The organism is Catellatospora bangladeshensis, from assembly GCF_016862575.1.
Classification (GTDB): domain Bacteria; phylum Actinomycetota; class Actinomycetes; order Mycobacteriales; family Micromonosporaceae; genus Catellatospora; species Catellatospora bangladeshensis.
Map to the genome: position 1 here is coordinate 13,026 of NZ_BONF01000065.1, position 22,348 is coordinate 35,373.

A 22,348-nucleotide genomic window follows, 5' to 3' on the forward strand; every position below is an offset into this window, starting at 1 on the left:
TCCGACACGAGACGGCGATCATGGTCCGCGTCGCCCGCGCTCGTCGGCGGCTGCTGCGGGTGAAGATCGCGGTCTCGTGTCGGGATGTGCGGTCAGACCGCAGGTTTCGACACGAGACGGCGATCATGGCCCACGGCCCACGGCTGGCGACCCGTGGCGCGGGGCGCGTGGGAGTGGTGCGGCGCGGGGCGTAAGGGGCCGGGGCGACCATGAAGATAATCAGCTACATGTGTCGATTTTGCTATCGGGTGAGCGGGTTAGAAGACGGGCTGTGCAGCCAATCTGATCGCTGATCGATCGTCGCCCATACTCCTTACAACGTCACCGCTTCGTGCGGGCGGGCGGTGGCACCCCGGCGGTGTGGGGGTCAGTCATGAAGAGCAGGCGGCAGGCAGCGGGCACGCGGGGCAGGTCGACACTGGCCGCCCTCCTCCTCACGGCCGTGACGGCCGTGTCGGGCGGGTGCGGAGCCCCCGAGTTCGAGTACGTGAAGAACGCCGACGACGGCGTGTACTTCAAGGTCCCCAACGGCTGGCAGCGGCTCACCCATGAGGAGATGGACGGGCTGCTGTCCGGTGAGGACCCCGAGTCGGCGGCCGCGGCGGCGCGGCGCGAGCGCATCTGGTCGGTCGGCTACGACGGCGACGACTCCGCCCAGCCGCTGCACCTGTTCCTGGGCCTGGGTGACGAGCCGTTCGTGTACGTCATGGTGCGGCGCCTCAGTGAGGCCGAGGTCAACGCGGTGTCCCTGAACGGCGCGCGGGATCTGCTGTTCCCGATCACCCCTCAGGCGCGTGAGGACAACGCGCAGAACCCGATCTTCCAGGGGTTCGAGCTGATCTCGGACGAGGTGCTCGCGGCCGAGAGCGGGGTGCGCGGGGCGCGCACGGTCTTCAACTACAGCCCCGGCGGGGGTGCGCTGCAGACGTTCGTCCAGACCGTCTACGTCGACGACGTGGGCGGGCGGCTCTACCAGTTCATCCTGCGCTGTTCGGCCACGTGTTACCGCCTGCGGGCGGCGGACCTGGACGCGGTCGTGCAGTCCTTCACGGTGAGGAGCCCACGATGAACGAGCCGACCGAGCCGGTCGAGGGCCTGCGCCCGCCCGGCGAGCCGTTCCGGCAGCAGGAGCGGCCGACGCGCAAGCGCCTGCCGTTCTGGGACCGGGTCAAGTTCCTGTTCCTGTTCGCGGTCGCCTGGCTGGTGCTGGTGTGGGCGACGATCGCCGACTTCCCGGGCGGCATGCCGTTCTCGGAGGCGGCGCTGATCCAGCTGACCGAGGCGCGCTGGCTGCTGATCCTGGCCGGTGTGGAGCTGCTGCGGCAGCTGCACTTCCTGGTCAGCGAGCACTGGTCGGCGTACCACCGGTTCTGGACGCATCGGGTGTTCGGCGGGTTCGAGCGGGTCACCCACCGGCGGCTGTCGGACTGGAGCCGGTTCCGGCTGGCCAGGATGCTGAAGTGGCTGTTCTGGATCGGGGTGTTCGCGCTGGTGGCGGGGACGGTGCTGGACACCTCGCCGGTGCTGGCGCTGTTCCAGGCGCCGGCGATCCTGTGGGCGCTGCTGCCGTACGCGCTGCAGCTGATCTTCATCCTGGCCGTGGTCGTGCTGCAGTTCGTGGCGATCTTCTGGTTCCTGTCGCGCGGCGGGGTGGACGTGTACTACCCCGACGACATCAAGACCCGGTTCGCCGACGTCTGGGGCCAGGACCACGTGCTGGCCCGGGTGCGGGAGAACATCGTCTTCCTGGAGCGGCCCGAGGAGATCGAGGCCAAGGGCGGCTACGTGCCGTCCGGCCTGCTGCTGTGGGGGCCGCCGGGCACCGGCAAGACGCTGATGGCCGAGGCGGTCGCGGGGGAGACCGGCAAGCCGTACGTGTTCGTCGACCCGGGCGCGTTCACCAACATGTTCATGGGCGTCGGCATCCTGAAGGTCAAGTCGTTGTTCCGCAAGCTGCGCAAACTGGCCCTGCGCTACGGCGGCGTGATCGTCTTCTTCGACGAGGCGGACTCGCTGGGCAGCCGCGGCATGCTCGCGCAGGGCGGTCCGGGCTTCCCGCGCGGCATGCGGCCCGCGTTCGGCCCGGCGGCCGAGGGCTGCCACGGCTTCGGCTACCTGTCGCCGGAGACGCAGTGGCGGCTGGCCCGGCACGCGGCAGCCGACCTGCACGCGGAGCAACCCGCGGAGTCCGGGCGGCGCAGCCGGTTCGTGATGGGCGCGGGCATGGGCGGCGGCGCGGGCATGGGCACGCTGCAGGCGCTGCTCACCGAGCTGTCCGGGCTGAAGAAGCCGCGCGGCTTCGTCAACCGGTACGTGCGCCGGGTGCTCGGGATGCGTCCCAAGCCGCCGCCGCGCTACCGGATCCTGGTGATGATGGCGACGAACCTGCCGGAGGCGCTGGACGAGGCGCTGCTGCGGCCGGGCCGCATCGACCGCATCTACAAGGTCGGCTACCCGAGCAAGGCCGGGCGGGTGCGCACCTACGAGGGCTACCTCGGCAAGGTGCGCCATGAGCTGACCTCGGCGCAGGTCGACAAGCTCGCCACGATCACGCCGTACGCCACCGGCGCGACCATCAAGGACCTGATCAACGAGGCGCTGATCACCGCGATCCGGGACGGCCGCGAGGTCATCGCCTGGCGCGACGTGATGCGGGCCAAGCAGCTCAAGGAACTCGGCCCGCCGGAGGACGTGGAGTACATCGAGCGCGAGCGGCACGCCGTGGCGGTGCACGAGGCCTGCCACGCGGTGATCGCGTACCGCACCCGGCACCACATGGAGATCGACATCGCCACCATCGAGAAGGGCAGCGACTACCTGGGCATGGTGGCCAGCATCCCGCCCGAGGACCAGTTCACCCGGTGGCGCACCGAGTACGAGTCCGACATCTGCGTGTCGCTCGCGTCGCTGGCCGGGGAGCGGCTGTTCTTCGGCGGCGACAGCTCGTCGGGTGTCTCCGGTGACCTGGAGTCGGCCACCACGGTCGCCTCGTTCATGGAGGGCTACTGGGGCATGGGCGGCACCGTGTCGTCGTACTCCACCGCCAAACGCCTGGAGGTCGGCGCCCCCGGCGGCGGCCAGGGCGGGCGGCGCAAGAAGGGCCAGGACACCGAGGCCGACATCCGCCGCGCGCTGGCCGACCGCATCGAGGACATGCTCAGCGAGCTGCTCGAACGCACCGGCCAGATGCTCGTCCAGCACCGCCGCGACGTGCTCGCCCTGGCCCACGCCCTGGAGACGCACAAGACCCTCACCGGCGACGACGTCGTCGCGGTCCTCGAAGGCCGCCCCGGCCCCGCCGTGGACGGTTCCCTCTACCGCTCCGAGGAGTTCCTCGCGCAGCTCGACGCGTACCACGAAGCGGCCGCGGCCGCCCACCAGCACCACAGCCGCATCACCATGGCCCTGCCTGCCACCTCGGTCACCCCCACCCCCGCCGAGTAAAGCAAGGGCACCTTCTTAACGCTATGCGTTGTAGAAGGTGCCCTTCCTAACCCCTCGCGAGGCGGGCACGGATACTGGTGGGGTGAGTGCCAAGAGCGACCCGGGCCGCAGCCTCGCCCTGCTGTGGGGCTCGCACCAACGGCCCGGCCGCTCCGGGCTCACCGTGCGGGCGATCGTCACGGCCGCCATCGAGCTGGCCGACGCCGAGGGGGTCGACGCGGCCACGATGCGCCGCGTCGCCGAGCGGCTGGGCGCGGGCACCATGTCGCTGTACACCCACGTGCCCGGCAAGACCGAGCTCACCGACCTCATGATCGACACGGTGATCGGCGAGCTGTACACCGGTGTCGACGATCCGGCGAGCAGGGGCGGCTGGCGCGACGGGCTCCGCTACATCGCCGAACGCAACTGGGACCTGGCCCTGCGGCACCCGTGGCTGCTCGACGTGACCGGCGGACGGCCGACCCTGGGCCCGCACGCGTTCCTCAAGTACGAGGCGGAGTTGCGGGTGCTGGAGGGCATCGGCCTGTCCGACCTGCAGCAGGACTCCGTGCTGACCCTGGTGCTGACCCACGTCGAGGGCGTCGCCCGCACCCACGCCGGTCTGGCCAAGGCGCAGCGCGAGTCGGGCATGACCGAGAATGAGTGGTGGCGGGCCACCGCCCCGGTGCTGGAACGCGTCGCGCATGGCGACTACCCCGTCGCCTCCCGTGTCGGCCAGGCCTCCAGCGAGGTCTACCAGGCATCCAGCGACCCGGCGCACGCCTTCGCCTTCGGTCTCGACGTCATCCTCGACGGCGTACAGCGCCTCATCGACAAGTAAGGAAGGGCACCTTCTCAACGGACGTCGGTGTAGAAGGTGCCCTTCCTGACTCAGCGGTCGCGGGCGGCGGCGACGGTGGCCTGGCCGAGGCTGATGCCGCCGTCGTTCGGGGGGACCTGGCTGTGGGTCAGCACGCGGAAACCGGTGGCGAGCAGGCGGTCGACGGTACGGTTCAGCAGCAGCGTGTTCTGGAAGACGCCACCGGACAGGGCGACCGTGTCCAGGCCGTGCCGCTCGCGCACCAGCGCGCACGCGCTGACCACGAGATCGGCGAGCCCGGCGTGGAAGCGGGCCGCCACCAGCGGCACCGGCACGCCGTCCAGCCGGTCGGCGACCACGGCCCGGACCAGGTCGGTGCCGTGCAGGGTCAGCACCGGGTCCTCGCCGACCCGGGCCTGATAGCCCGTGACGTCGCCGCGCTCGGCGATCTGCTCCAGGTCCACCGCGGCCTGGCCCTCGTAGGTGACCTCGTCGCGCAGGTCGAGCAGCGCCGCGACCGCGTCGAACAGCCGGCCCGCGCTGGAGGTCGGCGGGGAGTTGACACCGCGCCGCGCCGCCTCGCGTACCGGCCGCCACCGCAACGCCTGCCGTGCCACCAGCGGCAGCACCGGCAGGTCACCGCCCAGCCGATCCAGGTAGGACAGCGCCATGCGCCACGGCTCGCGCACCGCGGCCGCCCCGCCGGGCATCGGCACCGCCTCCAGGTGACCCACCCGGGCGTACGCCGCCAGATCCGCGACCAGGATCTCCCCGCCCCACAGCGTGCCGTCGTCGCCGTAGCCGAGCCCGTCGAACGCGACGCCGATCACCGCCTGCTGCACCCCGTGCTCGGCCAGGCAGGACGCGATGTGGGCGTGGTGGTGCTGCACCCCGACCGTCTCCACCCCGTCGCGCTCCAGCGCGTACGCCGTGGACAGGTAGTCGGGGTGCAGGTCGTGCGCGACCAGCTCGGGCGTGATGCCGAGCAGCCGTTCCAGGTGCGCGATCCCGTCGGCGTAGGAGCCGTGCGTGCGCGCGTTCTCCAGGTCGCCGATGTGGTGCGACAGCGTCGCGTACTGGCCGCGCGCCAGGCAGAACGTGTTCTTCAGCGCCGCGCCGCAGCCCAGCACCGGCCGCCGCAGCGCCCACGGCAGCCGCAGCGCGCGCGGCACGTACCCGCGCGAGCGGCGCAGCAGCATGGGCGCGCCGCGGACGATCCGGGCCACCGAGTCGTCGGTGCGCATGTGGATGGGCCGGTCGTGGGTCAGCGCCACGTCGGCGATGCCCGCCAGCCGGGCCAGCGCGTCGTCGTCGCGGTAGGCGATCGGCTCGTCGGACAGGTTGCCGCTCGTCATCACCAGCGGCCGTACGACCGTGCCGAGCAGCAGCTGGTGCAGCGGCGTGTAGGGCAGCATCACGCCCAGCTCGCGGCAGCCCGGCGCGACCGCGTCGGCGATCCGGTGCGCGGGGTTTCGGCCACGCCGGGGCAGCAGCACGATCGGCCGGGCCGGGTGCCGCAGCAGCCGCGCCGCGGCGGGTTCCACCTCGGCGATCCCGGCCGCTTCGGCTACGTCGGTCACCATCAGCGCGAAAGGTTTGTCCTCGCGGTGTTTGCCCGCCCGCAGCCGGGCCGCGGCCTCCGGGTGGGTCGCGTCGACCGCCAGGTGGTAGCCGCCCAGCCCTTTCACCGCGACGATCGCTCCGCTGCGCAGCAGCCGCGCGGTCGCCGCGATCGGGTCCGTGTGGTCGCCGAGCAGCGTCCGGCCGTCCATGCCGACCAGGCGCAGCCGCGGGCCGCAGGCGGGGCAGCACACCGGCTGAGCGTGGAAGCGGCGGTCGGTGGGGTCGGCGTACTCCTTGGCGCAGTCCTCGCACATGGTGAAGGCGGCCATGGTGGTGTTCGGCCGGTCGTAGGGCACGTCGCGCACGATGGTGAAGCGCGGGCCGCAGTGCGTGCAGTTGGTGAACGCGTACCCCTGCCGCCGCCCGCCCCCGCCGGTCGTCTCGGCCAGGCATGCCTCGCAGGTCGCGGCGTCGGGGCTGACCTGTGCGGCGGGCGGGCCGGACGCGTCGCTGGCGACGATGACGAACCCGGGCCGCCCGGTGACCGGCAGCGGCAGCGCGGTCAGCGAGTCGATCACCGCGAGCGGCGGGCGTTCCAGGTCCAGGGCGGACAGGAACGCGTCCAGCGCCGGGCGCGGGCCCTCGGCCTCGATGAAGACGCCCTCGGTGTCGTTGCCGACGTGCCCGTGCAGGTGCAGCCGCTGCGCGAGCGTGTACACGAACGGCCGGAAGCCGACGCCCTGCACGATGCCGGCCACGCGCACGGACAGCCGCTCGTGGGACGTTTCATCAGAAATCACCCCGTATGCCATGGCTCATTCTGCGTCCTGCATCGCGAAAACCGGCGGACGTGCGCGGCACCGTCGGCCTACAGTTCGCGGATGCCGCGCCCGCTGCTGTTCCTGGACGTCGACGGACCCCTCAACCCGTACGCCGCCAAGCCGTGCCGGCGGCCCGAGGGCTACCTCACCCACCGCATGGCCCTGCCCTCGCTCCAGGGCTACGACCTCATGGGCCGCCGGATCAAACCGCTGCGGGTATGGCTGCGGCCCGACCACGGCCCACGGCTGCTCGCCCTGCCATACGACCTGGTGTGGGCGACCACCTGGACCGGCGAGGCCAACGAGTGGATCTCGCCGGTGCTGGGGCTGCCCGAGCTGCCGGTGGTGCACTGGCCGCAGCCGCGCCCGGACGGCAGCGACGGGCTGCACTTCAAGACCCGGGCGCTCGTCGCGTGGGCGGACGGCCGCGACTTCGCCTGGGTCGACGACGAACTCACCGAAGCCGACGCGCAGTGGATCGGCGCGCACCACCCCGGCCGCGCGCTGCCCTACCGGGTCGACCCGCGCCACGGCCTGCGCGAAGACGACTTCGCCGCGTTGTCAGCCTGGGCGTAGCAGGCCCATGATCGCCGCGCGGCCCGCTCCGGGGCGGCGGGATCCGGCGGGACCGGGCAGGATGGGGGTATGTCTTCCGCGAGGGTGGTGGCCGTCAGCCGGGACGCCGAGCACCGGTTCAGCAAGCCCGGCACCGACGAGATCGAGCTGATCGCAGGGATCGGGGTGGCCGGGGACGCCCATGCGGGGGTGACCGTGCAGCACCTGTCCCGGATCGCCGCCGACCCCACCCTGCCCAACCTGCGCCAGGTCCACCTCATCCACGCCGAGCTGCACGACGAGGTGCGCGGGCACGGCTTCGAGGTCGCGCCGGGGCAGCTGGGGGAGAACATCACCACCCGCGGCATCGACCTGCTGTCCCTGCCGCGCGGCACCGTGCTGCGCCTGGGCCCGCTGGCCGCGGTCGAGGTGACCGGCCTGCGCAACCCGTGCCCCCAGATCGACCGCTTCAGCGACGGCCTGCTCAAGCAGATGGTGTTCCGCGACGGCGACGGCAACCTGGTCCGCCGGGCCGGGATCATGAGCATCGTGCTCGCGGGCGGCCCGGTGCGGCCGGGCGACCCGATCACCGTCGAGCTGCCGCCGGAGCCGCACGAGCCGCTCGACCGGGTCTGACCGGAAGCTCAGGCGAAACGTTCCACGGTCACCGGGAGCAGGCCGCAGGCCCGCGCCTCCTGGCGCAGCTCGTACAGCGCGGCGGGCACCGTCTCGGCGGGGCCTTCGCGCAGCCGGACCGTGACGTCGACGGCCCAGCCCAGGCCCGCGCCGATGCGGCGCAGCTCCCACGCCACGTCGTGCGCCCCGGCCGTGCCCTGGGTACGCCCGACGACGCGGCCGAGCGGATCCAGCGCCGGGTCGACCGGGGCGAGCTGCCAGGCCTGGCACAGCTCGTCCAGCGCGGCGGCGGATGGCTCGCCGGCGAACAGGATCCGGTAGACGCGGCTGCCCGGCTCCGGTCCGTCGTTGAGGGACAGGGGTGCCGCGTTCGGCAGCCGCCGGTGGTCCAGGAAGTTGAGCCGCAGCACCGCCTCCTCGTCGAGCGCCCCACCGCTGAGCAGCCGGTACGCCGTCACGGCGGCGTCGCGGTGCACGGGGCGCAGCCTGCCGCGTACGGCGGGATCGGCCCGCATGGCGGCGCCGAAGTCGGCGGAACTCCACCAGCCACCGGTGTCGATGGTCCAGGCGGCGGTGTCGAGGCCGCTGACGGTGCCGTCCTCGCGCACCGAGAACTCTTCGACGACGACGCCCTCGACCCGGTCGTCGGCTGGGCGGAGCAGCAGGTAGTAGTCCAGCGGGGCCGCCGTGTGCAGGGGAAGGGTCACCGTCCGATGATGCTCCCCGGCGAGGTCGCCGCGGTCGCGGCGCGCCGCGCGGCTGCGGGAGTGGGTCGATCCGGTGCGGGAACGGGGCAGACCGGTCAGTGTCGTGCCACGCGTTCCAGTCGCACCTCCGCCAGTGCACGGGCGTCGTAGGTGCTCTCCCGGTTCTCCGCGAAGTCGGCGAGGCGGCTGAGCACCTCTACGTTGCGGCCGTGCAGCGCCAGGTCGTTCACCTTGGTGCGCATCCAGCGCATCGGGCCGCGTACGAAGTCCTCGACCAGGATGACCCTGGTGCGCCCGGCGTCCACGCGGACCAGGGTGAAGGCGACGACGGCCTCGCCCAGCGGCCACATCCGGGCCCGCATCACCAGCCGGTGCGGTGGATCGCAGCTGACCACGTGCGTGACGTCGGCCGTGGACAGCGGCCACGGGCCGACCTTGTGGTGCAGCCGGCTGCCCATGGCGGGCCAGCTGGAGTCGACGTCCCTGATGTGCGCGGTGCCGACCACCCAGTCCGCGTAGCTCCAGCCGTCGGCCAGCACGGCGAAGATCCGCTCGGGGGAGGCCTCCATCACCCGCTCCGTTCGCGCCATGCCCGCACTCGTACCCATACCCCCGCCGATCCATGCATTCCGGGCGGAGTGGTCACATGATCTGCGGGCGGAGGTTAGCGGTGGGTGGGAGCGGGTAGGCGGTTGTCGTCAGCAACCAGTCCGAAAGGAGGAGGAATCATGACCGCGATGAACCCGATCCCCTGGGACCCGTGGAGCTACAAGGAGGACCTCGACTACAAGACGACTGAGGACGGCGGAGACCGTTCGATCGTCGGCTTCCACGTCGAGGCGACCGACGGCGGTATCGGCAAGATCGATGAGACGACCGGCACCGCCGGTTCGAGCTGCATCGTCGTCGACACCGGTCCGTGGATCTTCGGCAGTAAGCGGATGCTTCCCGCGGGTGTGGTGAACAACATCGACTTCCTCGAGGAGAAGGTGTACGTCAACCGCACCAAGGCCGAGATCAAGGACGCTCCGGAGTACGACCCGGACCGCCGCGACGACCTCCTGTACCGGGACCAGGTCGGCACGTACTACGCCGACCGCATGCCGCCCCGGTGACAACTGAGTAATGGGGCCCCGGCGTTCGCGCCGGGGCCCCATTCGTGTGCCTTCTCCGGCCCACTGGAATAGAGCGCCCAACGCCTCGGCCGCATTGTTCTGAAAAGGACTCCGGCGTGTTTAAGAGTGCGGGCGGGCGGGCAGTCCAATGCCAACGACATGAAAGGAAGGGACACCGTGGAAATCACCGGTATCTTCACCGCGATCATCATCGGTCTGGTCATCGGTGTGCTCGGCCGGCTGGTCCTGCCGGGCCGGCAGTCCATCGCCCTGTGGCTGACCATGCTCATCGGCGTCGTGGCGGCCCTGCTGGGCACGTTCGTGGCGGGCGCGTTCAACGTGGCCGACACCGGCGGCGTGGACTGGCTGGAGCTGCTCTTCCAGATCGGGTTCGCGGCGCTCGGCGTCGCGCTGGTCGCGCCGATCGCGTCCCGGTCGAGCGTCGACTGAGACAGTCTCTCCGTACGAGGGCCGGGCACTCGCCCGGCCCTCGTCATGCTGTCCGGGGCCGGGCGGCCGTGGCCAGCTGGGCGGTGACGAAGGCGCGGACGAGGTCGTGCCAGTGGCGGGCGCGGCGCAGCATGCCGTGCCCGTCGCCGGTGACCTCGTGGTACGTGACGTGCGCGCCCGCCCGCGCGGCCGCGTCGGCGTAGCGGCGGGAGGCGTGCGGGTCGGTGATCCGGTCCCGGTCGCCGTGGGCGATCAGCACGGTGCGCCCGGTGAGCTGTTCCACGGGGTCGCCGGGCTCGATCCAGGGTGCGAGCGCGCACACGGCGGTGACCTGTGGTGCACCGGCGCCCCACAGCGCGGTGCGGCCGCCCATCGAGTGCCCGACGAGGATCACCGGCAGGCCGGGGTGGCGCCGGGCGGCCTCGTCCAGCGCCCAGGCCAGGTCCCGGACCGGGTCGGCGGCCCCGCCGTTCCAGCCCCGATACCGGTACCGCAGCACCCAGATCGTGGCGTCCGCGGGCGGCCTGCGCAGGAAGGGCAGCATCCGCAGGTATGCCGGGCGGCCGCGGTGGGCGCGGCCGTGCCCGTCGGCGGCACCGCCGTGCAGCACGATCACGAGCGCGCGCGGGTGCTCTGCGGCGTTGCGCACCTGCAAAGCGGCCCTGCGCATGTTCACTCCTATTGTCGCGGTCTGCGGGGCTCCTGCCCGGCCGTCCCGGCGATCTTCCGCCGAACCGAGGACACCAGTGTGCCTCGCGCGGGATAATCGATGCAGAGAACGATGCAATATAGGGTCGGTGCCGTCGCGGTGGGCGGCGCCGGCGCGTCCTCCCACCGATCGCTGGATGCGTGATCACGCATCCAGCGATCTTGTATGAGGATGCTGTTTGCACAGCTCAGACCCGGCGCGCTGGCAGTGCCTGCGGGGAAATGGAACCTGCCGTGCTGCTCGGATGCCATAGGAAGGCCAGGTCAGTGGCTTTGCGGAGGTGACGGAACCGGTTCCGGGTCAGGTCCAGCGGCGGATGTACTCGCCGTCCGGGTCGAAGCGCTCGGTCTGTCGCTGCGGGCTGAACCGCCGGTACGGCTTGGTGTCGTTGCCGGTCCCGGCGACCCACTGCCAGTTGCCGTTGTTGTTGGCCACATCGGCGTCGATGAGCAGCCGGGCGAACCAGGCCGCGCCGTCGCGCCAGTCCAGGCCGAGGGTCTTGGTCAGGTACGACGCGGTGACCAGCCGGGCCCGGTTGTGCATCCAGCCCTCGGCGGCCAGCTGCCGCATGCCGGCATCCACCAGCGGCACCCCGGTCTGCCCGGCCTGCCATGCCTGCAGCGCCTTCGGGTCGTCCTTCCAGCGCTCCTCCGCGCCCGGCCGGTAGGCCTGCGAGCCGAGCTTCGGGAACGCGGCCAGCACCTGGTGGTAGAAGTCCCGCCAGCACAGCTGCCTCAGGTATGCCTCGGGCAGCCCGCCCGTGACGGCCAGCTCGAGCGGGGACAGGTTGCCGAAGTGCAGGTACGGGCTCAGCCGGGAGGTGGCGTCGCCGGGCAGGTCGTCGTGCCGGTCGGGGTAGGCGGCGGCGTGCGGCAGCCAGGCCTTCAGACGGCGGCGCGCCTCGGTCTCGCCGCCGCGCATCGGGCTCGGCGACTCGCCGGGCGCGTCCCCGAGCACCCTGCGCGGATCGTCGCCGGTGACGCCCTCGGGCAGGCGGATCCGCCGCGGCGTGGCCACGGTGCCGCGCCAGCGCTGGGACTGCCAGGCGCGCCAGTACGGCGTGAACACCTTGTAGTGGTCGCCGCCGGTCGAGGGGATGACCGCGCCGGGCGGGACCACGGTGACCCCGGGGAACAGCTTGAGCGCGAGCCGCTCCCGCTCGCAGGCGCGGGTGAGCCGCTCCTGGCGGCGCAGCGCGTACGCGGAGACGTCCGCCGTCACCGCCACGCCGTCGGCGCCCACCGCGCGGGCCACCCGGATGGTCTCGGCGACCGGATCGCCGGAGCGCACCAGCAGATCGCCGCCGCGGTGGCGCAGCGCCTCGCGCAGGTCACCCAGGCTCTCCAGCAGGAAACGGCGCCGGTTGCCGGGCACGTCCAGGCTCGGATCGGCGACGAACAGCGGCACCACGTGTTCGGCGTTCGCGCACGCGCCCGCAAGCGCGGGCTGGTCGTGCACGCGCAGGTCCCGGGTGAGCAGCAGGACGGCGGTTTTCATGGTCATCACCAGCGTAGATAACGATGCAACAATCAACGCAACTGTACCCTGCGGTACGCTCTGCGCGTGGCAGACGAGGACGAAGGTCTGAGCGCGGGTGCCGTCGCCCGGCGGCTCGGCATCGCCGTGACCACGCTGCGCACCTGGCATCAGCGGTACGGGCTGGGTCCCAGCGCGCACGATCCCGGGCACCATCGCCGCTACGACGCGGCCGACCTGCGCCGCCTGGAGACGATGCAGCGGCTCACCGCGCAGGGCGTGCCCGCCGCCGAGGCCGCGCGCATCGCCCGCTCGGCCACCGACGACGGCCTCGCCGAGCTGGGCGAGGAACGCCCGGCGGCCCGCGCCGGGGGCGGGCACACCGTCGCCGTCGGCCGCGCCGGCGCCCAGGCCCGCGGCCTGGCCCGTGCCGCGATGCGGCTGGACGCGCTGACCGTACGCCACCTGGTGCACGACGCCGTGGCCCAGCACGGGGTGGCGGCGGCCTGGCAGGACCTGCTGGTGCCGGTGCTCGCCGCGATCGGCGCCCGGCACGCCGCCACGCAGCGCCTGGTCGAGGTCGAGCACCTGGTGTCGCGGTGTGTAAGCGAGGTGCTCGGCGGGGTGCCCCGCCCCGCGCCCGGCTCGCCCGTGCCCGTGCTGCTCGCCTGCGCCGACGAGGAGCAGCACAGCCTGCCGCTGGAGGCGCTGGCCGCCGCGCTGGCCGAACGCGGGGTCGCCGCGCGGCTGCTGGGGGCCAGGGTGCCGCCCCGGGCCCTGCTCGACGCGGTGCGGCGTACCGGCCCGGCCATCGTGGTGACCTGGTCGCACACGGCGGCCACGGCCGACGTGACGACCCTGCGCGAGCTGCTCGCCATGCCGCAGCGGCCGCCCGTGGTCGCCGCCGCCGGCCCCGGCTGGCCCGACGACCTGCCCGAGGGCGTGCTCAACCCGAAGACGCTCGACTCGGCCCTCACCCTCGCCATCGCCGTCAGCGAGTCCGGCTGACGGGCATGTTCGCGCCGATGACCCCGGTGGGTGCGTTTCGTCGGCCGGGACGATGAAGGCGTGATCCGCGGGCCCGTACGGTTCTGCTGCAACGGCCGGTTCCGAAGCTGCGCCCCGTGCTTACGGTGGAGGTGGCAGCGGTGCGCGGCCGGCGGGCAGAGAGTGGGTCGACGTGACGGAGCAGATCACCCTCGACGCGGTCGAGGAGGCGGAGGCGCTGGCCACCGCGGCCGCCGAGCGGCTGGACGTACGCATGCGGGAGCTGGTCACGGTGGCCGAGCAGCATGCCGCCGCCGAGCTGCTGTGCCGGATCTGGCGGGCGGACTCGCCCGACCAGCTCGTCAACGGCGGGATGATGCGCGCGCTGGAGCACTCCGGCAACTACGTCGTCGGCGCGTACCGCGACGATGTCCTGATCGGCACGGCCGTGGGCTTCTTCGGCGTGGGCCATCTGCACTCGCACATCGCCGGCGTGGACCCGGCGCGGCAGAGCCGCGGCGTGGGCTTCGCCCTCAAGCAGCACCAGCGGGCCTGGGCCCTGGCGCGAGGGGTCGGTGAGGTGTGCTGGACCTTCGACCCGCTGGTGCGCCGTAACGCGCACGTGAACCTGCACAAGCTCGGCGCGGCGGCGGCCGCCTACCTGCCGGACTTCTACGGCGAGATGAACGACGGCATCAACACCGGCGAGGCCACCGACCGCATCTACGTGCGCTGGGACCTGCTCTCGCCGGCCGCATACGCCGCGGCCCGGGGTGAGACCGCCGAGGTCGAGCTGTGGGTGCAGGCCGCGGCGGGGGAGCTGCTGGGCCGCACCGCCGAGGACGCGCCGCGCGTGCCGGACCAGGCGCCGCCGCCGGACGGGCGGCCGCTGCTGGTGGCGGTGCCCGCCGATGTGGAGGGGCTGCGCGGGCGCGACCGCGACACGGCACGGGCCTGGCGGTACGCCGTGCGCGAGGCGATCTGCGCGGCGCTGGAAGCGGGTTACCGGATCACCGGGATGACCCGGGACGGACGGTACGTGTTGGAGGTCAGAGCATGAAGGTGACCGGATTCGAGCTGCGCCGCATCGCGATGCCGCTGGTCAGTCCGTTCCGGACGTCGTTCGGGGTGGAGCGGGACCGCGACGTGCTGCTGGTGCGCGCGGTCACCGAGGAGGGGGCCGAGGGCTGGGGCGAGTGCGTGGCCATGTCCGCGCCGCTGTACTCCAGCGAGTACGTCGACGCCGCCGCCGAGGTGGTGCGCCGCTACCTGGTCCCGGCGGTGCTGAGCCTGCCCGACGCCGACCCGTACCAGGCCGAGGTGCCCTTCGCGAAGATCAAGGGGCACCCGATGGCCAAGGCCGCGGTGCAGACCGCGCTGCTCGACGCCCGGCTGCGGCTGGCGGGCATGCCGCTGGCCGCGCACCTGGGCGCGGTGCGCGACCGGGTCCCCGCGGGCGTCTCCGTCGGCATCATGGACTCGATCCCCGAGCTGCTGGAGGCGGTCGAGGGCTACCTCGCCGAGGGCTACCTGCGGATCAAGCTGAAGATCCAGCCCGGCTGGGACGTGGCACCGGTCCAGGCGGTGCGCGAGCGCTTCGGCGACATCCTGCTCCAGGTCGACGCGAACACCGCGTACACGCTGGCCGACGCGCGGCACCTGGCCAAACTCGACCCGTTCGACCTGCTGCTGATGGAGCAGCCGCTGCCCGAGGACGACATCCGCGGGCACGCCGAGCTGGCCCGGCAGGTGCGCACCCCGATCTGCCTGGACGAGTCCATCACCAGCGCCCGCGCCGCCGCCGACGCGATCGCGCTCGGTGCCACGTCCGTCGTCAACATCAAGCCCGGCCGGGTCGGCGGCTACCTGGAGGCGCGCCGCGTACACGACGTCTGCGCCGCCAACGGCGTCCCCGTCTGGGTCGGCGGCATGCTGGAGACCGGCCTCGGCCGCGCCGCCAACGTCGCCCTCGCCGCGCTGCCCGGCTGCGTCCTGCCCGGCGACACCTCCGCCTCGGACCGCTACTTCTCCCGCGACATCACCGCCCCCTTCGTCCTCGCCGACGGCCACCTCCCCGTCCCCACGGCCCCCGGCATCGGCGTAGACCCCGACCCCGCCACCCTCACCGAGGTCACCACCGCCACCGAATGGCTCGCCAGGTAAGGAAGGGCACCTTCTTAACGGTTTTCGTAGTAGAAGGTGCCCTTCTTAACGCTGCCTGAACGCGGCGCACCCTAGGGTGTGCTGATCAAGCACAGACGCCGCCACGCCGTGGGTGTGAACAGGAGAAGAGACACATGCACGATCTCGTACTGCGCGGTGGCACCGTCGTCGACGGCCTCGGCGGCCCGGCCGTCGTGGCGGACGTGGCGATCACCGGCGAGCGGGTGACCGCGGTCGGCGCCGATCTCGGCCCCGCCCGCCGCGAGCTGGACGTGACCGGGCTGGTCGTCGCGCCCGGGTTCATCGACCCGCACAGCCACTCCGACATGGTGCCGCTGATGGCCGATCCGCAGCCGTTCAAGCTGCTCCAGGGTGTCACCACGGAGATCGTCGGCAACTGCGGGTTCTCGTTCGCGCCGCTGGACGCGGCGGGCATCGAGGCTGCGGGCGCACTGTTCGCCGAGATCGCCGGGCCGGTGCCGGTGTCGCCGCTGGACTTCGCCGGATACCTGGCCGCCGTCGACGCGGCCGGCTCGGCCAACCACGTCGCCGCGCTGGTCGGGCACAACACGCTGCGCGTACAGGCCAACGGTATGGACGAGGCGCTGCGTCCCGGCGCGCTGGACGAGATGTGCCGGCTCGCCGACGAGGCGTTCGCGGCGGGCGCGATCGGCCTGTCCAGCGGGCTGATCTACCCGCCGGGCAGCTACGGCGACACCGGCGAGCTGGTCGCCCTGGCCCGGGTCGCGCACCGGTGGAACCGGCCGTACACCACGCACATGCGCAACGAGGACGACCGGCTGGCCGAGGCGCTCGACGAGGCGGTGGAGATCGCCACCCAGGCCCGGGTGCGGCTGCAGATCTCCCACTGCAAGGTCGCCGGGCGGGCCAACCACGGCGGCGCGAAGATGCTGCTGTCCAAGCTGCACGACGCCCGGCTGGCCGGGGTGGACGTACGCGGCGACGTGTACCCGTACCGCGCGGGCGGCACCTTCCTCAACGCCCTGCTGCCCGGCTCGGCGCAGGTCGGCGGCACGGCGGCGCTGCGCGCCCGGCTCGCCGACCCGGCCGCGCGGGCCGCACTGCGGGCGCAGGCCGAGGACCTGACCCAGCCCAACGGCTTCTGGGCCCGGGTCACCCCGGCTGACGTGCTGGTCACCACGCACTTGACCCGGCCGGACGCGATCGGGCGCACGCTGGACGGGCTGGCGGGCGGCGGCGACGCCTTCGACACGCTGTGCGAGCTGCTCATCGCCGATCCCGGCGCGGGCATGGTCATCACGATGATGGCCGAGGAGGACGTAGAGACGATCATGGCGGATCCGCTGGTCGGCATCGGCTCCGACAACGGGCCGCCGGTGGGGCTGCAGCATCCGCGCACCTGGGGCTGCTTCCCGCGGGTGCTGGGGGAGTATGTGCGCGAGCGCGGCGTGCTCACCCTGCCCGAGGCGGTACGCAAGATGACCTCGGCGATCGCGGACCAGTTCGGCCTGGCCGGGCGCGGGTTCGTGGGCGCGGGCGCGGCGGCCGACCTGGTGGTCTTCGATCCGGCGGCGATCGGCCACGAGGGCACGTACGAGGTGCCCGACGTGCGCCCGGCCGGCGTGGTGCACGTGCTGCTCGCGGGCCACCCGGTCGTCGTCGGCGGCGAGTTCACCGGCGAGCGCCACGGCCGCGTCCTACGCGGCTGACCCCTCCCGCGTACCGGCCGCCCGGCCGCCCGGCCGTCGTGCAGTTTCGGGGAAACTGCGCGAAAGCACGTCGCCGTGCGTGCACTTTCCCCGAAAGTGCACGGGGACCATGGGCGGCTACGCACGCCCACCGCGTCACGGGCGGAAGTGTCGTGAAAGGACGCTGCACCGCAGGGTTAAGAAGGGCACCTTCTTCTACGCATAGCGTTAAGAAGGTGCCCTTCCTTTCCTTGGGGGAAGCTGAGAATGGCAGCGTGGTCGGGTCTTGTGATCAGCAGAGGTCGATGCGATGCTTTCATCTACTCGTGTGGAGCCTCACGCGGATCGGGCGGCCGAGGGCATCCGGTGACGGACGGCGCCTGACTGGCCGCTGCATGGCCGTCGCCACCTCGTCGTCGTTCTCGGCCCGATTCCGGGACTAGCGGCCGGCACCCGCTCCATGAGGAGAGCTCATGAGTATCCGCACGTTGAGGCGTCGTGCTGCGCTGTGCGCGGTCGGCGCCATGGTCGTGGTCTCGGGGGCGGCCATCGCCACCCCGGCCCACGCCGCCGTGTCCTGCCAGGTCACCTATACGAAAGCGTGGGACAACGGCAGCGGCTTCGGCGCGAACATCACCATCACCAACACCGGCGACCCGCTGACCAGCTGGTCGCTGACCTGGACCTGGCCCGGTAACCAGGGCGGCATCCAGGGCTGGTCGGCCAACTACAGCCAGTCCGGGCAGAACGTCACCGCGACGAACCTGTCCTACAACGGCAACCTGGCCAACGGCGCGTCGACCACCATCGGGTTCAACGCCTCGTACAGCGGCACGAACACCAACCCGAGCAACTTCGCGATCAACGGCGTCTCCTGCGGCGGCACCAACCCCACGCCCAGCCTGGTCGTGTCCCCGACCAGCGTGAGCGTGCCCGAGGGCGGCACCGCGACCTACGCGGTGCGGCTGAGCTCGGCCCCGTCGTCGAACGTCACCGTGACCACGACGGCGGGCTCCGGCGACAGCAACCTCACGGTGTCGTCCGGCAGCAGCCTGACCTTCACGTCGAGCAACTGGAACACGAACCAGATCGTCACGCTGGCGGCGGCCGAGGACTCCGACACGACCAACGGCACCCGGCCGTTCACGGTCGCGGCGAGCGGCCTGACCTCGGTCACCGTGAACGCGACCGAGGCCGACAACGACTCGGTCACGCCGCAGTCGCTGGTGGTCTCGTCGACCGCGGTGACCGTCCCCGAGGGCGGGACGGGCACCTACACGGTGCGCCTGGCCGTACAGCCGTCGGGCAACGTCACCGTCACGAACACCGCGGGCACCGGTGACACCAGCCTCACCGTGGCCTCGGGCGCGAGCCTGACCTTCACCACGTCGAACTGGAGCACCCCGCAGACGGTCACCGTGGCCGCCGCGCAGGACTCCGACACGACTAACGGCACCCGCCCGATCACCGTGGCGTCCAGCGGCCTCACCTCGGTCAACGTGACCGCGACCGAGGCCGACGACGACTCCATCACGCCACAGGGCCTGGTCGTCACGCCGACGAGCGTCAACGTGCCCGAGGGCTCGACCGCGGTGTACGCGGTGCGCCTGGCCGCCCAGCCCACCGCGAGCGTGACGGTGACCAGCACCGCCGGCAGCGGTGACACCGACCTCACGGTCTCGTCCGGCGCGAGCCTGACGTTCACGACCAGCAACTGGAACACGTCCCAGAACGTCACCCTGGCCGCGGCGCAGGACAGCGACAGCACCAACGGCACCCGGCCGATCACGGTCGCGTCCAGCGGGCTGTCCTCGGTGACCGTGACGGCGACCGAGGTCGACGACGAGAACACGGCGAACTCCTACATCACCGAGTTCACCACGCAGTACAACAAGCTGAAGGACCCGGCCAACGGCTACTTCTCGCCCGAGGGCATCCCGTACCACTCGATCGAGACGCTGATCGTCGAGGCGCCCGACCACGGCCACGAGACCACGTCCGAGGCGTTCAGCTTCTGGATCTGGCTGGAGGCGCAGTACGGCCGGGTCACCGGCAACTGGACGCCGTTCAACAACGCCTGGAACATCACCGAGCAGTACGTGATCCCGTCCGCGTCCGCCCAGCCGGGGCAGAGCACGTACAACCCGGCCGACCCGGCCGACTACGCGCCCGAGGGGCTGCTGCCCAGCAACTACCCCGTGCCGCTGAGCACCAGCGTGGTGGCCGGGCAGGACCCGCTGGCCAACGAGCTGCAGTCGACGTACGGCAACCGCAACATCTACGGCATGCACTGGCTGCTGGACGTCGACGACGTGTACAAGTACGGCACCGGCCGTACCGGCGCGGAGTGCGGCGACAGCACCCAGCGGGTGACGTACATCAACACGTTCCAGCGTGGGCCGCAGGAGTCGGCGTGGGAGACGATCGCGCACCCGTCGTGTGACACGGGCCGGTTCGCGAACTTCCCGTCGCTGTTCATCCAGGGCTCCAGCACGGGGCAGTGGCGCTACACCAACGCCCCCGACGCCGACGCCCGCGCGGTGCAGGCGGCGTACTGGGCGCTGCAGTGGGCCACGGCCCAGGGCAACCAGTCGCAGATCTCGGCGACCGTGGCCAAGGCCGCGAAGATGGGCGACTACCTGCGGTACTCGATGTACGACAAGTACTTCAAGAACCCGGGCTGCACCTCCACCTCGTGTGCCGCCGGCTCCGGCAAGAGCAGCAGCAACTACCTGCTGTCCTGGTACTACGCGTGGGGTGGCGACATCGGCGGCGCCTGGTCGTGGCGCATCGGCTCCAGCCACAACCACCAGGGCTACCAGAACCCGCTCGCCGCGTACGTGCTCGGCTCGTCCGGCCCGACCGCGCTGCGCCCGCAGTCGCCGACGGCCGCGGCGGACTGGGACACCAGCCTCAACCGCCAGCTCGACTTCTACCTCTGGCTGCAGTCGGCCGAGGGCGCCATCGCCGGTGGCGCGACGAACAGCTGGAACGGCAACTACTCGGCGCCGCCCGCGGGCACGCCGACGTTCTACGGGCTGGCCTACGACGTGAAGCCGGTCTACCACGACCCGCCGAGCAACCAGTGGTTCGGCTTCCAGGCCTGGTCGCTGCACCGGGTCGCGGAGCTGTACTACGCCACCGGCAACGCGAAGGCCAAGCAGATCATGGACAAGTGGGTCGCCTGGGCGGTCTCGCAGACCACGCTCGGCTCCGGCTCGTCGTTCACCATCCCCGGTGACATGACCTGGTCGGGCGCGCCGTCGGGCAACTTCAGCGGCGGCACCGTGGCGGCCAACCCCAACCTGCACGTCACGGTCGCCAAGACCAGCAACGACGTCGGCGTCGCGGCGGCCTACGCCCGTACGCTGACGTACTACGCGGCCAAGGCGGGCAACACCACGCTCGGCAACTCCGCCAAGGCCACCGCGAAGGGCCTGCTCGACCGGATGATCCTGATCAAGGCGAACGACACCAAGGGCATCGTGGTGCCGGAGACCCGCGAGGACTACAACCGGTTCGACGACGTGTACAACGCGTCCACGGGCAACGGCCTGTACGTCCCGTCGGGCTTCAGCGGCACCATGGGCACCGGCGTGCCGATCAACTCCAGCTCGACGTTCATGTCGATCCGGCCGTTCTACCAGACCGACCCGGCCTGGCCGGCGGTCCAGTCGTACCTGAGCGGCTCCGGCCCGGCACCGACCTTCACCTACCACCGCTTCTGGGCGCAGGCCGACATCGCCATGGCCTTCGCCGACTACGGCAGCCTGTTCCCCGCCGGCTGACCCCCACCACCGCCCGCCCCGGCCACCGCGCCGGGGCGGGCCCCTCCTACCTCTGCGTCGATCATGAACTTATGGGCGTGTTCGGCGGCGTGTCGCGACCCTGGGGCCGTGATCGAGTTCCCGACCGCGACCTACCACCCGTCGCACGGGTGTGCGACAGTGCTGGCCGTGGATGTGGGGGAGTTCTGGGGGCTCGTCGAGCGTGCGGTGCGTGAGTGCGCCGGGCGCCGGGCCCGCGCGACCTGGTTGCAGGAGCGGCTGTCCGGCCGCGGCGCGACCGACATCCTGGACTTCGAGGTGCACCTGGACGACGCCTCCGACCGCGCCATGACCTGGCTCATGTGGGGCGCGGCCACCCGCATCGTCGGCCCGTGCACCGACGACACCTTCCACTACCTGCGCAACTGGCTGATGACCCTGGGCCGGGAGACCTTCGAGCGGGTCGTCGCCGATCCCGACTCGCTGGCGCTGGTGCCGCAGGTCCGGCAGCTGGCCGCCCGGGACCGCATCCGCTGGCGGCTCGACGAGTGGCCGGAGTGGGAGGAGCTCGACTACGCCGCGGGCGAGGCCTGGGAGGGCGTACGCGGCGCGGGCGCCAACATCTACCGCGCCGTCGAGCAGCACCGCCCGCACCCCCGGCTGCCCACGCTCCAGGACGAGCGCTGGGATCTGGCCGACCCGGCCGAGGCGGCCCGGCGGCTGCCCCGCCTGACGACGCTGTTCAGCCGGAGTGCGCCGCCGGACCGGGCGGGCGCCGAGGCACCGCCGCAGGGACCCTGGCCCGCTGCCGAGCAGATCCCCGGGCAGCTTGTCATCCCCGGCCTGCTGGACGCCGACGGCCGCCCCGGTTGACATCGTCGGGCACCGTGCATCGAACCGGCATCATCGCGGGTGGCCCGGGTACCCGGACCGGGAACCGGCGGTTTCAGAGCACTGGGAGGCGACATTGGCGGAGAACGTGAACGAGCCCGGCCGGGCGGACCCGCCTGGCGAGCGCCCCGGTGTCCCGGTCGACGGCAACGGCCCTGACCTGCCCCGCGAGGACGCCGGCGCCGGGTCGAAGGAGGGCGGCAACGCGCTGGCGCTCGGCATCGCACTGGGCACCGCGCTCGGTGTGGCGTTCGGCTTGGCGCTGGACAACCTCGCCCTGGGCGTCGGCATGGGCATCGCCATCGGCGTGGCGCTCGGCGCCGGTGTCCAGGAGCAGCGGCGGCGTCGCCCGCCTGCGGAGTGAGCCGCCGGGAATCCCCGGCCTCCTCCCGGCCGCGACCCGCCCCTCCTCCTCGTCGCGCCGCCCGTCATCCCGGAGAAGATCGCCGTCCTGTGTCGAAACCTGCGGTCTGACCCCACGTCCGGACACCGGATGGCGATCTTCGCTGGGGTGACGTGGGCTGGGAGTTGGGAAGATCGCGGTCTCGTGTCGCAAAGCGTGGTCTGGCCACAGGTTTCGACACCAACGCCG

General features: G+C 72.1%; 19 protein-coding genes. 14 read left to right on the top strand and 5 right to left on the bottom strand.

Annotated elements, in window-relative coordinates; translation table 11 throughout:
• Positions 1 to 373 precede the first annotated feature (373 nt).
• The 3 genes from Cba03nite_RS38125 to Cba03nite_RS38135 all read left to right on the top strand — a co-directional run bounded on the left by Cba03nite_RS38125 (position 374) and on the right by Cba03nite_RS38135 (position 4,267).
• On the top strand, positions 374 to 1,069 hold the full coding sequence (locus Cba03nite_RS38125) for a hypothetical protein (RefSeq protein ID WP_203757199.1): 696 nt from the start codon (positions 374 to 376) through the stop codon (positions 1,067 to 1,069).
• A complete protein-coding gene (locus tag Cba03nite_RS38130) occupies positions 1,066 to 3,444 on the top strand; it encodes an AAA family ATPase (RefSeq protein WP_203757206.1) in 2,379 nt (792 codons plus the stop codon). The genes Cba03nite_RS38125 and Cba03nite_RS38130 overlap by 4 nt, the downstream gene beginning before the upstream one ends.
• Before the next feature lie 82 nt (positions 3,445 to 3,526).
• Positions 3,527 to 4,267 (top strand): TetR/AcrR family transcriptional regulator, encoded by a 741-nt coding sequence (locus Cba03nite_RS38135; RefSeq protein WP_203757207.1) that lies wholly within the window; start codon positions 3,527 to 3,529, stop codon positions 4,265 to 4,267.
• 50 nt (positions 4,268 to 4,317) lie between these two features.
• Here Cba03nite_RS38135 and hypF read toward each other — a convergent pair whose 3' ends face one another.
• Entirely contained in the window at positions 4,318 to 6,609 is a 2,292-nt protein-coding gene (gene hypF, locus Cba03nite_RS38140) for a carbamoyltransferase HypF (protein WP_203757209.1), read from the bottom strand.
• A gap of 81 nt (positions 6,610 to 6,690) precedes the next feature.
• Here hypF and Cba03nite_RS38145 point away from each other — a divergent pair, with 81 nt between their 5' ends.
• Together Cba03nite_RS38145 and Cba03nite_RS38150 are read left to right on the top strand one after the other, a co-directional pair.
• Positions 6,691 to 7,206, top strand: a complete 516-nt coding sequence (locus Cba03nite_RS38145) for an HAD domain-containing protein (protein WP_203757211.1) — start codon at positions 6,691 to 6,693, stop codon at positions 7,204 to 7,206.
• A 69-nt stretch (positions 7,207 to 7,275) separates the two neighbouring features.
• Entirely contained in the window at positions 7,276 to 7,821 is a 546-nt protein-coding gene (locus Cba03nite_RS38150) for an MOSC domain-containing protein (RefSeq protein ID WP_203757213.1), read from the top strand.
• An 8-nt stretch (positions 7,822 to 7,829) separates the two neighbouring features.
• Here the strand turns inward: Cba03nite_RS38150 and Cba03nite_RS38155 are convergent, their stop codons facing one another.
• Together Cba03nite_RS38155 and Cba03nite_RS38160 are read right to left on the bottom strand one after the other, a co-directional pair.
• Positions 7,830 to 8,528, bottom strand: coding sequence for a hypothetical protein (locus Cba03nite_RS38155; RefSeq protein WP_203757215.1), 699 nt, complete (start codon positions 8,526 to 8,528; stop codon positions 7,830 to 7,832).
• Positions 8,529 to 8,623: 95 nt separating this feature from the next.
• On the bottom strand, positions 8,624 to 9,118 hold the full coding sequence (locus Cba03nite_RS38160) for an SRPBCC family protein (protein ID WP_203757217.1): 495 nt from the start codon (positions 9,116 to 9,118) through the stop codon (positions 8,624 to 8,626).
• A gap of 138 nt (positions 9,119 to 9,256) precedes the next feature.
• Between Cba03nite_RS38160 and Cba03nite_RS38165 the strand changes: the two genes are divergently transcribed.
• Together Cba03nite_RS38165 and Cba03nite_RS38170 are read left to right on the top strand one after the other, a co-directional pair.
• Positions 9,257 to 9,643, top strand: a complete 387-nt coding sequence (locus Cba03nite_RS38165) for a PRC-barrel domain containing protein (protein WP_239126331.1) — start codon at positions 9,257 to 9,259, stop codon at positions 9,641 to 9,643.
• Positions 9,644 to 9,820: 177 nt separating this feature from the next.
• Positions 9,821 to 10,093: a GlsB/YeaQ/YmgE family stress response membrane protein gene (locus tag Cba03nite_RS38170; RefSeq protein WP_203757219.1), complete on the top strand. Its 273-nt coding sequence runs from the start codon at positions 9,821 to 9,823 to the stop codon at positions 10,091 to 10,093.
• A 43-nt stretch (positions 10,094 to 10,136) separates the two neighbouring features.
• Here the strand turns inward: Cba03nite_RS38170 and Cba03nite_RS38175 are convergent, their stop codons facing one another.
• Positions 10,137 to 10,763 carry an alpha/beta hydrolase gene (locus Cba03nite_RS38175; protein ID WP_203757221.1) on the bottom strand — a complete coding sequence of 209 codons (627 nt, stop codon included), beginning with the start codon at positions 10,761 to 10,763 and terminating at the stop codon, positions 10,137 to 10,139.
• Between the two features lie 339 nt (positions 10,764 to 11,102).
• Positions 11,103 to 12,305 carry a cryptochrome/photolyase family protein gene (locus Cba03nite_RS38180; RefSeq protein ID WP_203757222.1) on the bottom strand — a complete coding sequence of 401 codons (1,203 nt, stop codon included), beginning with the start codon at positions 12,303 to 12,305 and terminating at the stop codon, positions 11,103 to 11,105.
• A 60-nt stretch (positions 12,306 to 12,365) separates the two neighbouring features.
• Here Cba03nite_RS38180 and Cba03nite_RS38185 point away from each other — a divergent pair, with 60 nt between their 5' ends.
• The 7 genes from Cba03nite_RS38185 to Cba03nite_RS38215 all read left to right on the top strand — a co-directional run bounded on the left by Cba03nite_RS38185 (position 12,366) and on the right by Cba03nite_RS38215 (position 22,120).
• Entirely contained in the window at positions 12,366 to 13,286 is a 921-nt protein-coding gene (locus Cba03nite_RS38185) for a MerR family transcriptional regulator (RefSeq protein WP_203757223.1), read from the top strand.
• Positions 13,287 to 13,458: 172 nt separating this feature from the next.
• Positions 13,459 to 14,325 (top strand): GNAT family N-acetyltransferase, encoded by an 867-nt coding sequence (locus tag Cba03nite_RS38190; protein WP_203757224.1) that lies wholly within the window; start codon positions 13,459 to 13,461, stop codon positions 14,323 to 14,325.
• Positions 14,322 to 15,428, top strand: coding sequence for an o-succinylbenzoate synthase (gene menC, locus Cba03nite_RS38195; protein WP_203757225.1), 1,107 nt, complete (start codon positions 14,322 to 14,324; stop codon positions 15,426 to 15,428). The genes Cba03nite_RS38190 and menC overlap by 4 nt, the downstream gene beginning before the upstream one ends.
• A gap of 134 nt (positions 15,429 to 15,562) precedes the next feature.
• The gene (locus Cba03nite_RS38200; protein ID WP_203757226.1) at positions 15,563 to 17,119 is read left to right on the top strand and encodes an N-acyl-D-amino-acid deacylase family protein; all 1,557 of its coding nucleotides are present in this window, start codon (positions 15,563 to 15,565) and stop codon (positions 17,117 to 17,119) included.
• A 452-nt stretch (positions 17,120 to 17,571) separates the two neighbouring features.
• Positions 17,572 to 20,886 carry a glycoside hydrolase family 48 protein gene (locus tag Cba03nite_RS38205; RefSeq protein WP_203757227.1) on the top strand — a complete coding sequence of 1,105 codons (3,315 nt, stop codon included), beginning with the start codon at positions 17,572 to 17,574 and terminating at the stop codon, positions 20,884 to 20,886.
• 108 nt (positions 20,887 to 20,994) lie between these two features.
• Positions 20,995 to 21,738, top strand: coding sequence for a DUF4240 domain-containing protein (locus Cba03nite_RS38210; RefSeq protein ID WP_239126332.1), 744 nt, complete (start codon positions 20,995 to 20,997; stop codon positions 21,736 to 21,738).
• 94 nt (positions 21,739 to 21,832) lie between these two features.
• Positions 21,833 to 22,120 (top strand): glycine zipper domain-containing protein, encoded by a 288-nt coding sequence (locus tag Cba03nite_RS38215; protein ID WP_203757230.1) that lies wholly within the window; start codon positions 21,833 to 21,835, stop codon positions 22,118 to 22,120.
• Positions 22,121 to 22,348 lie beyond the last annotated feature (228 nt).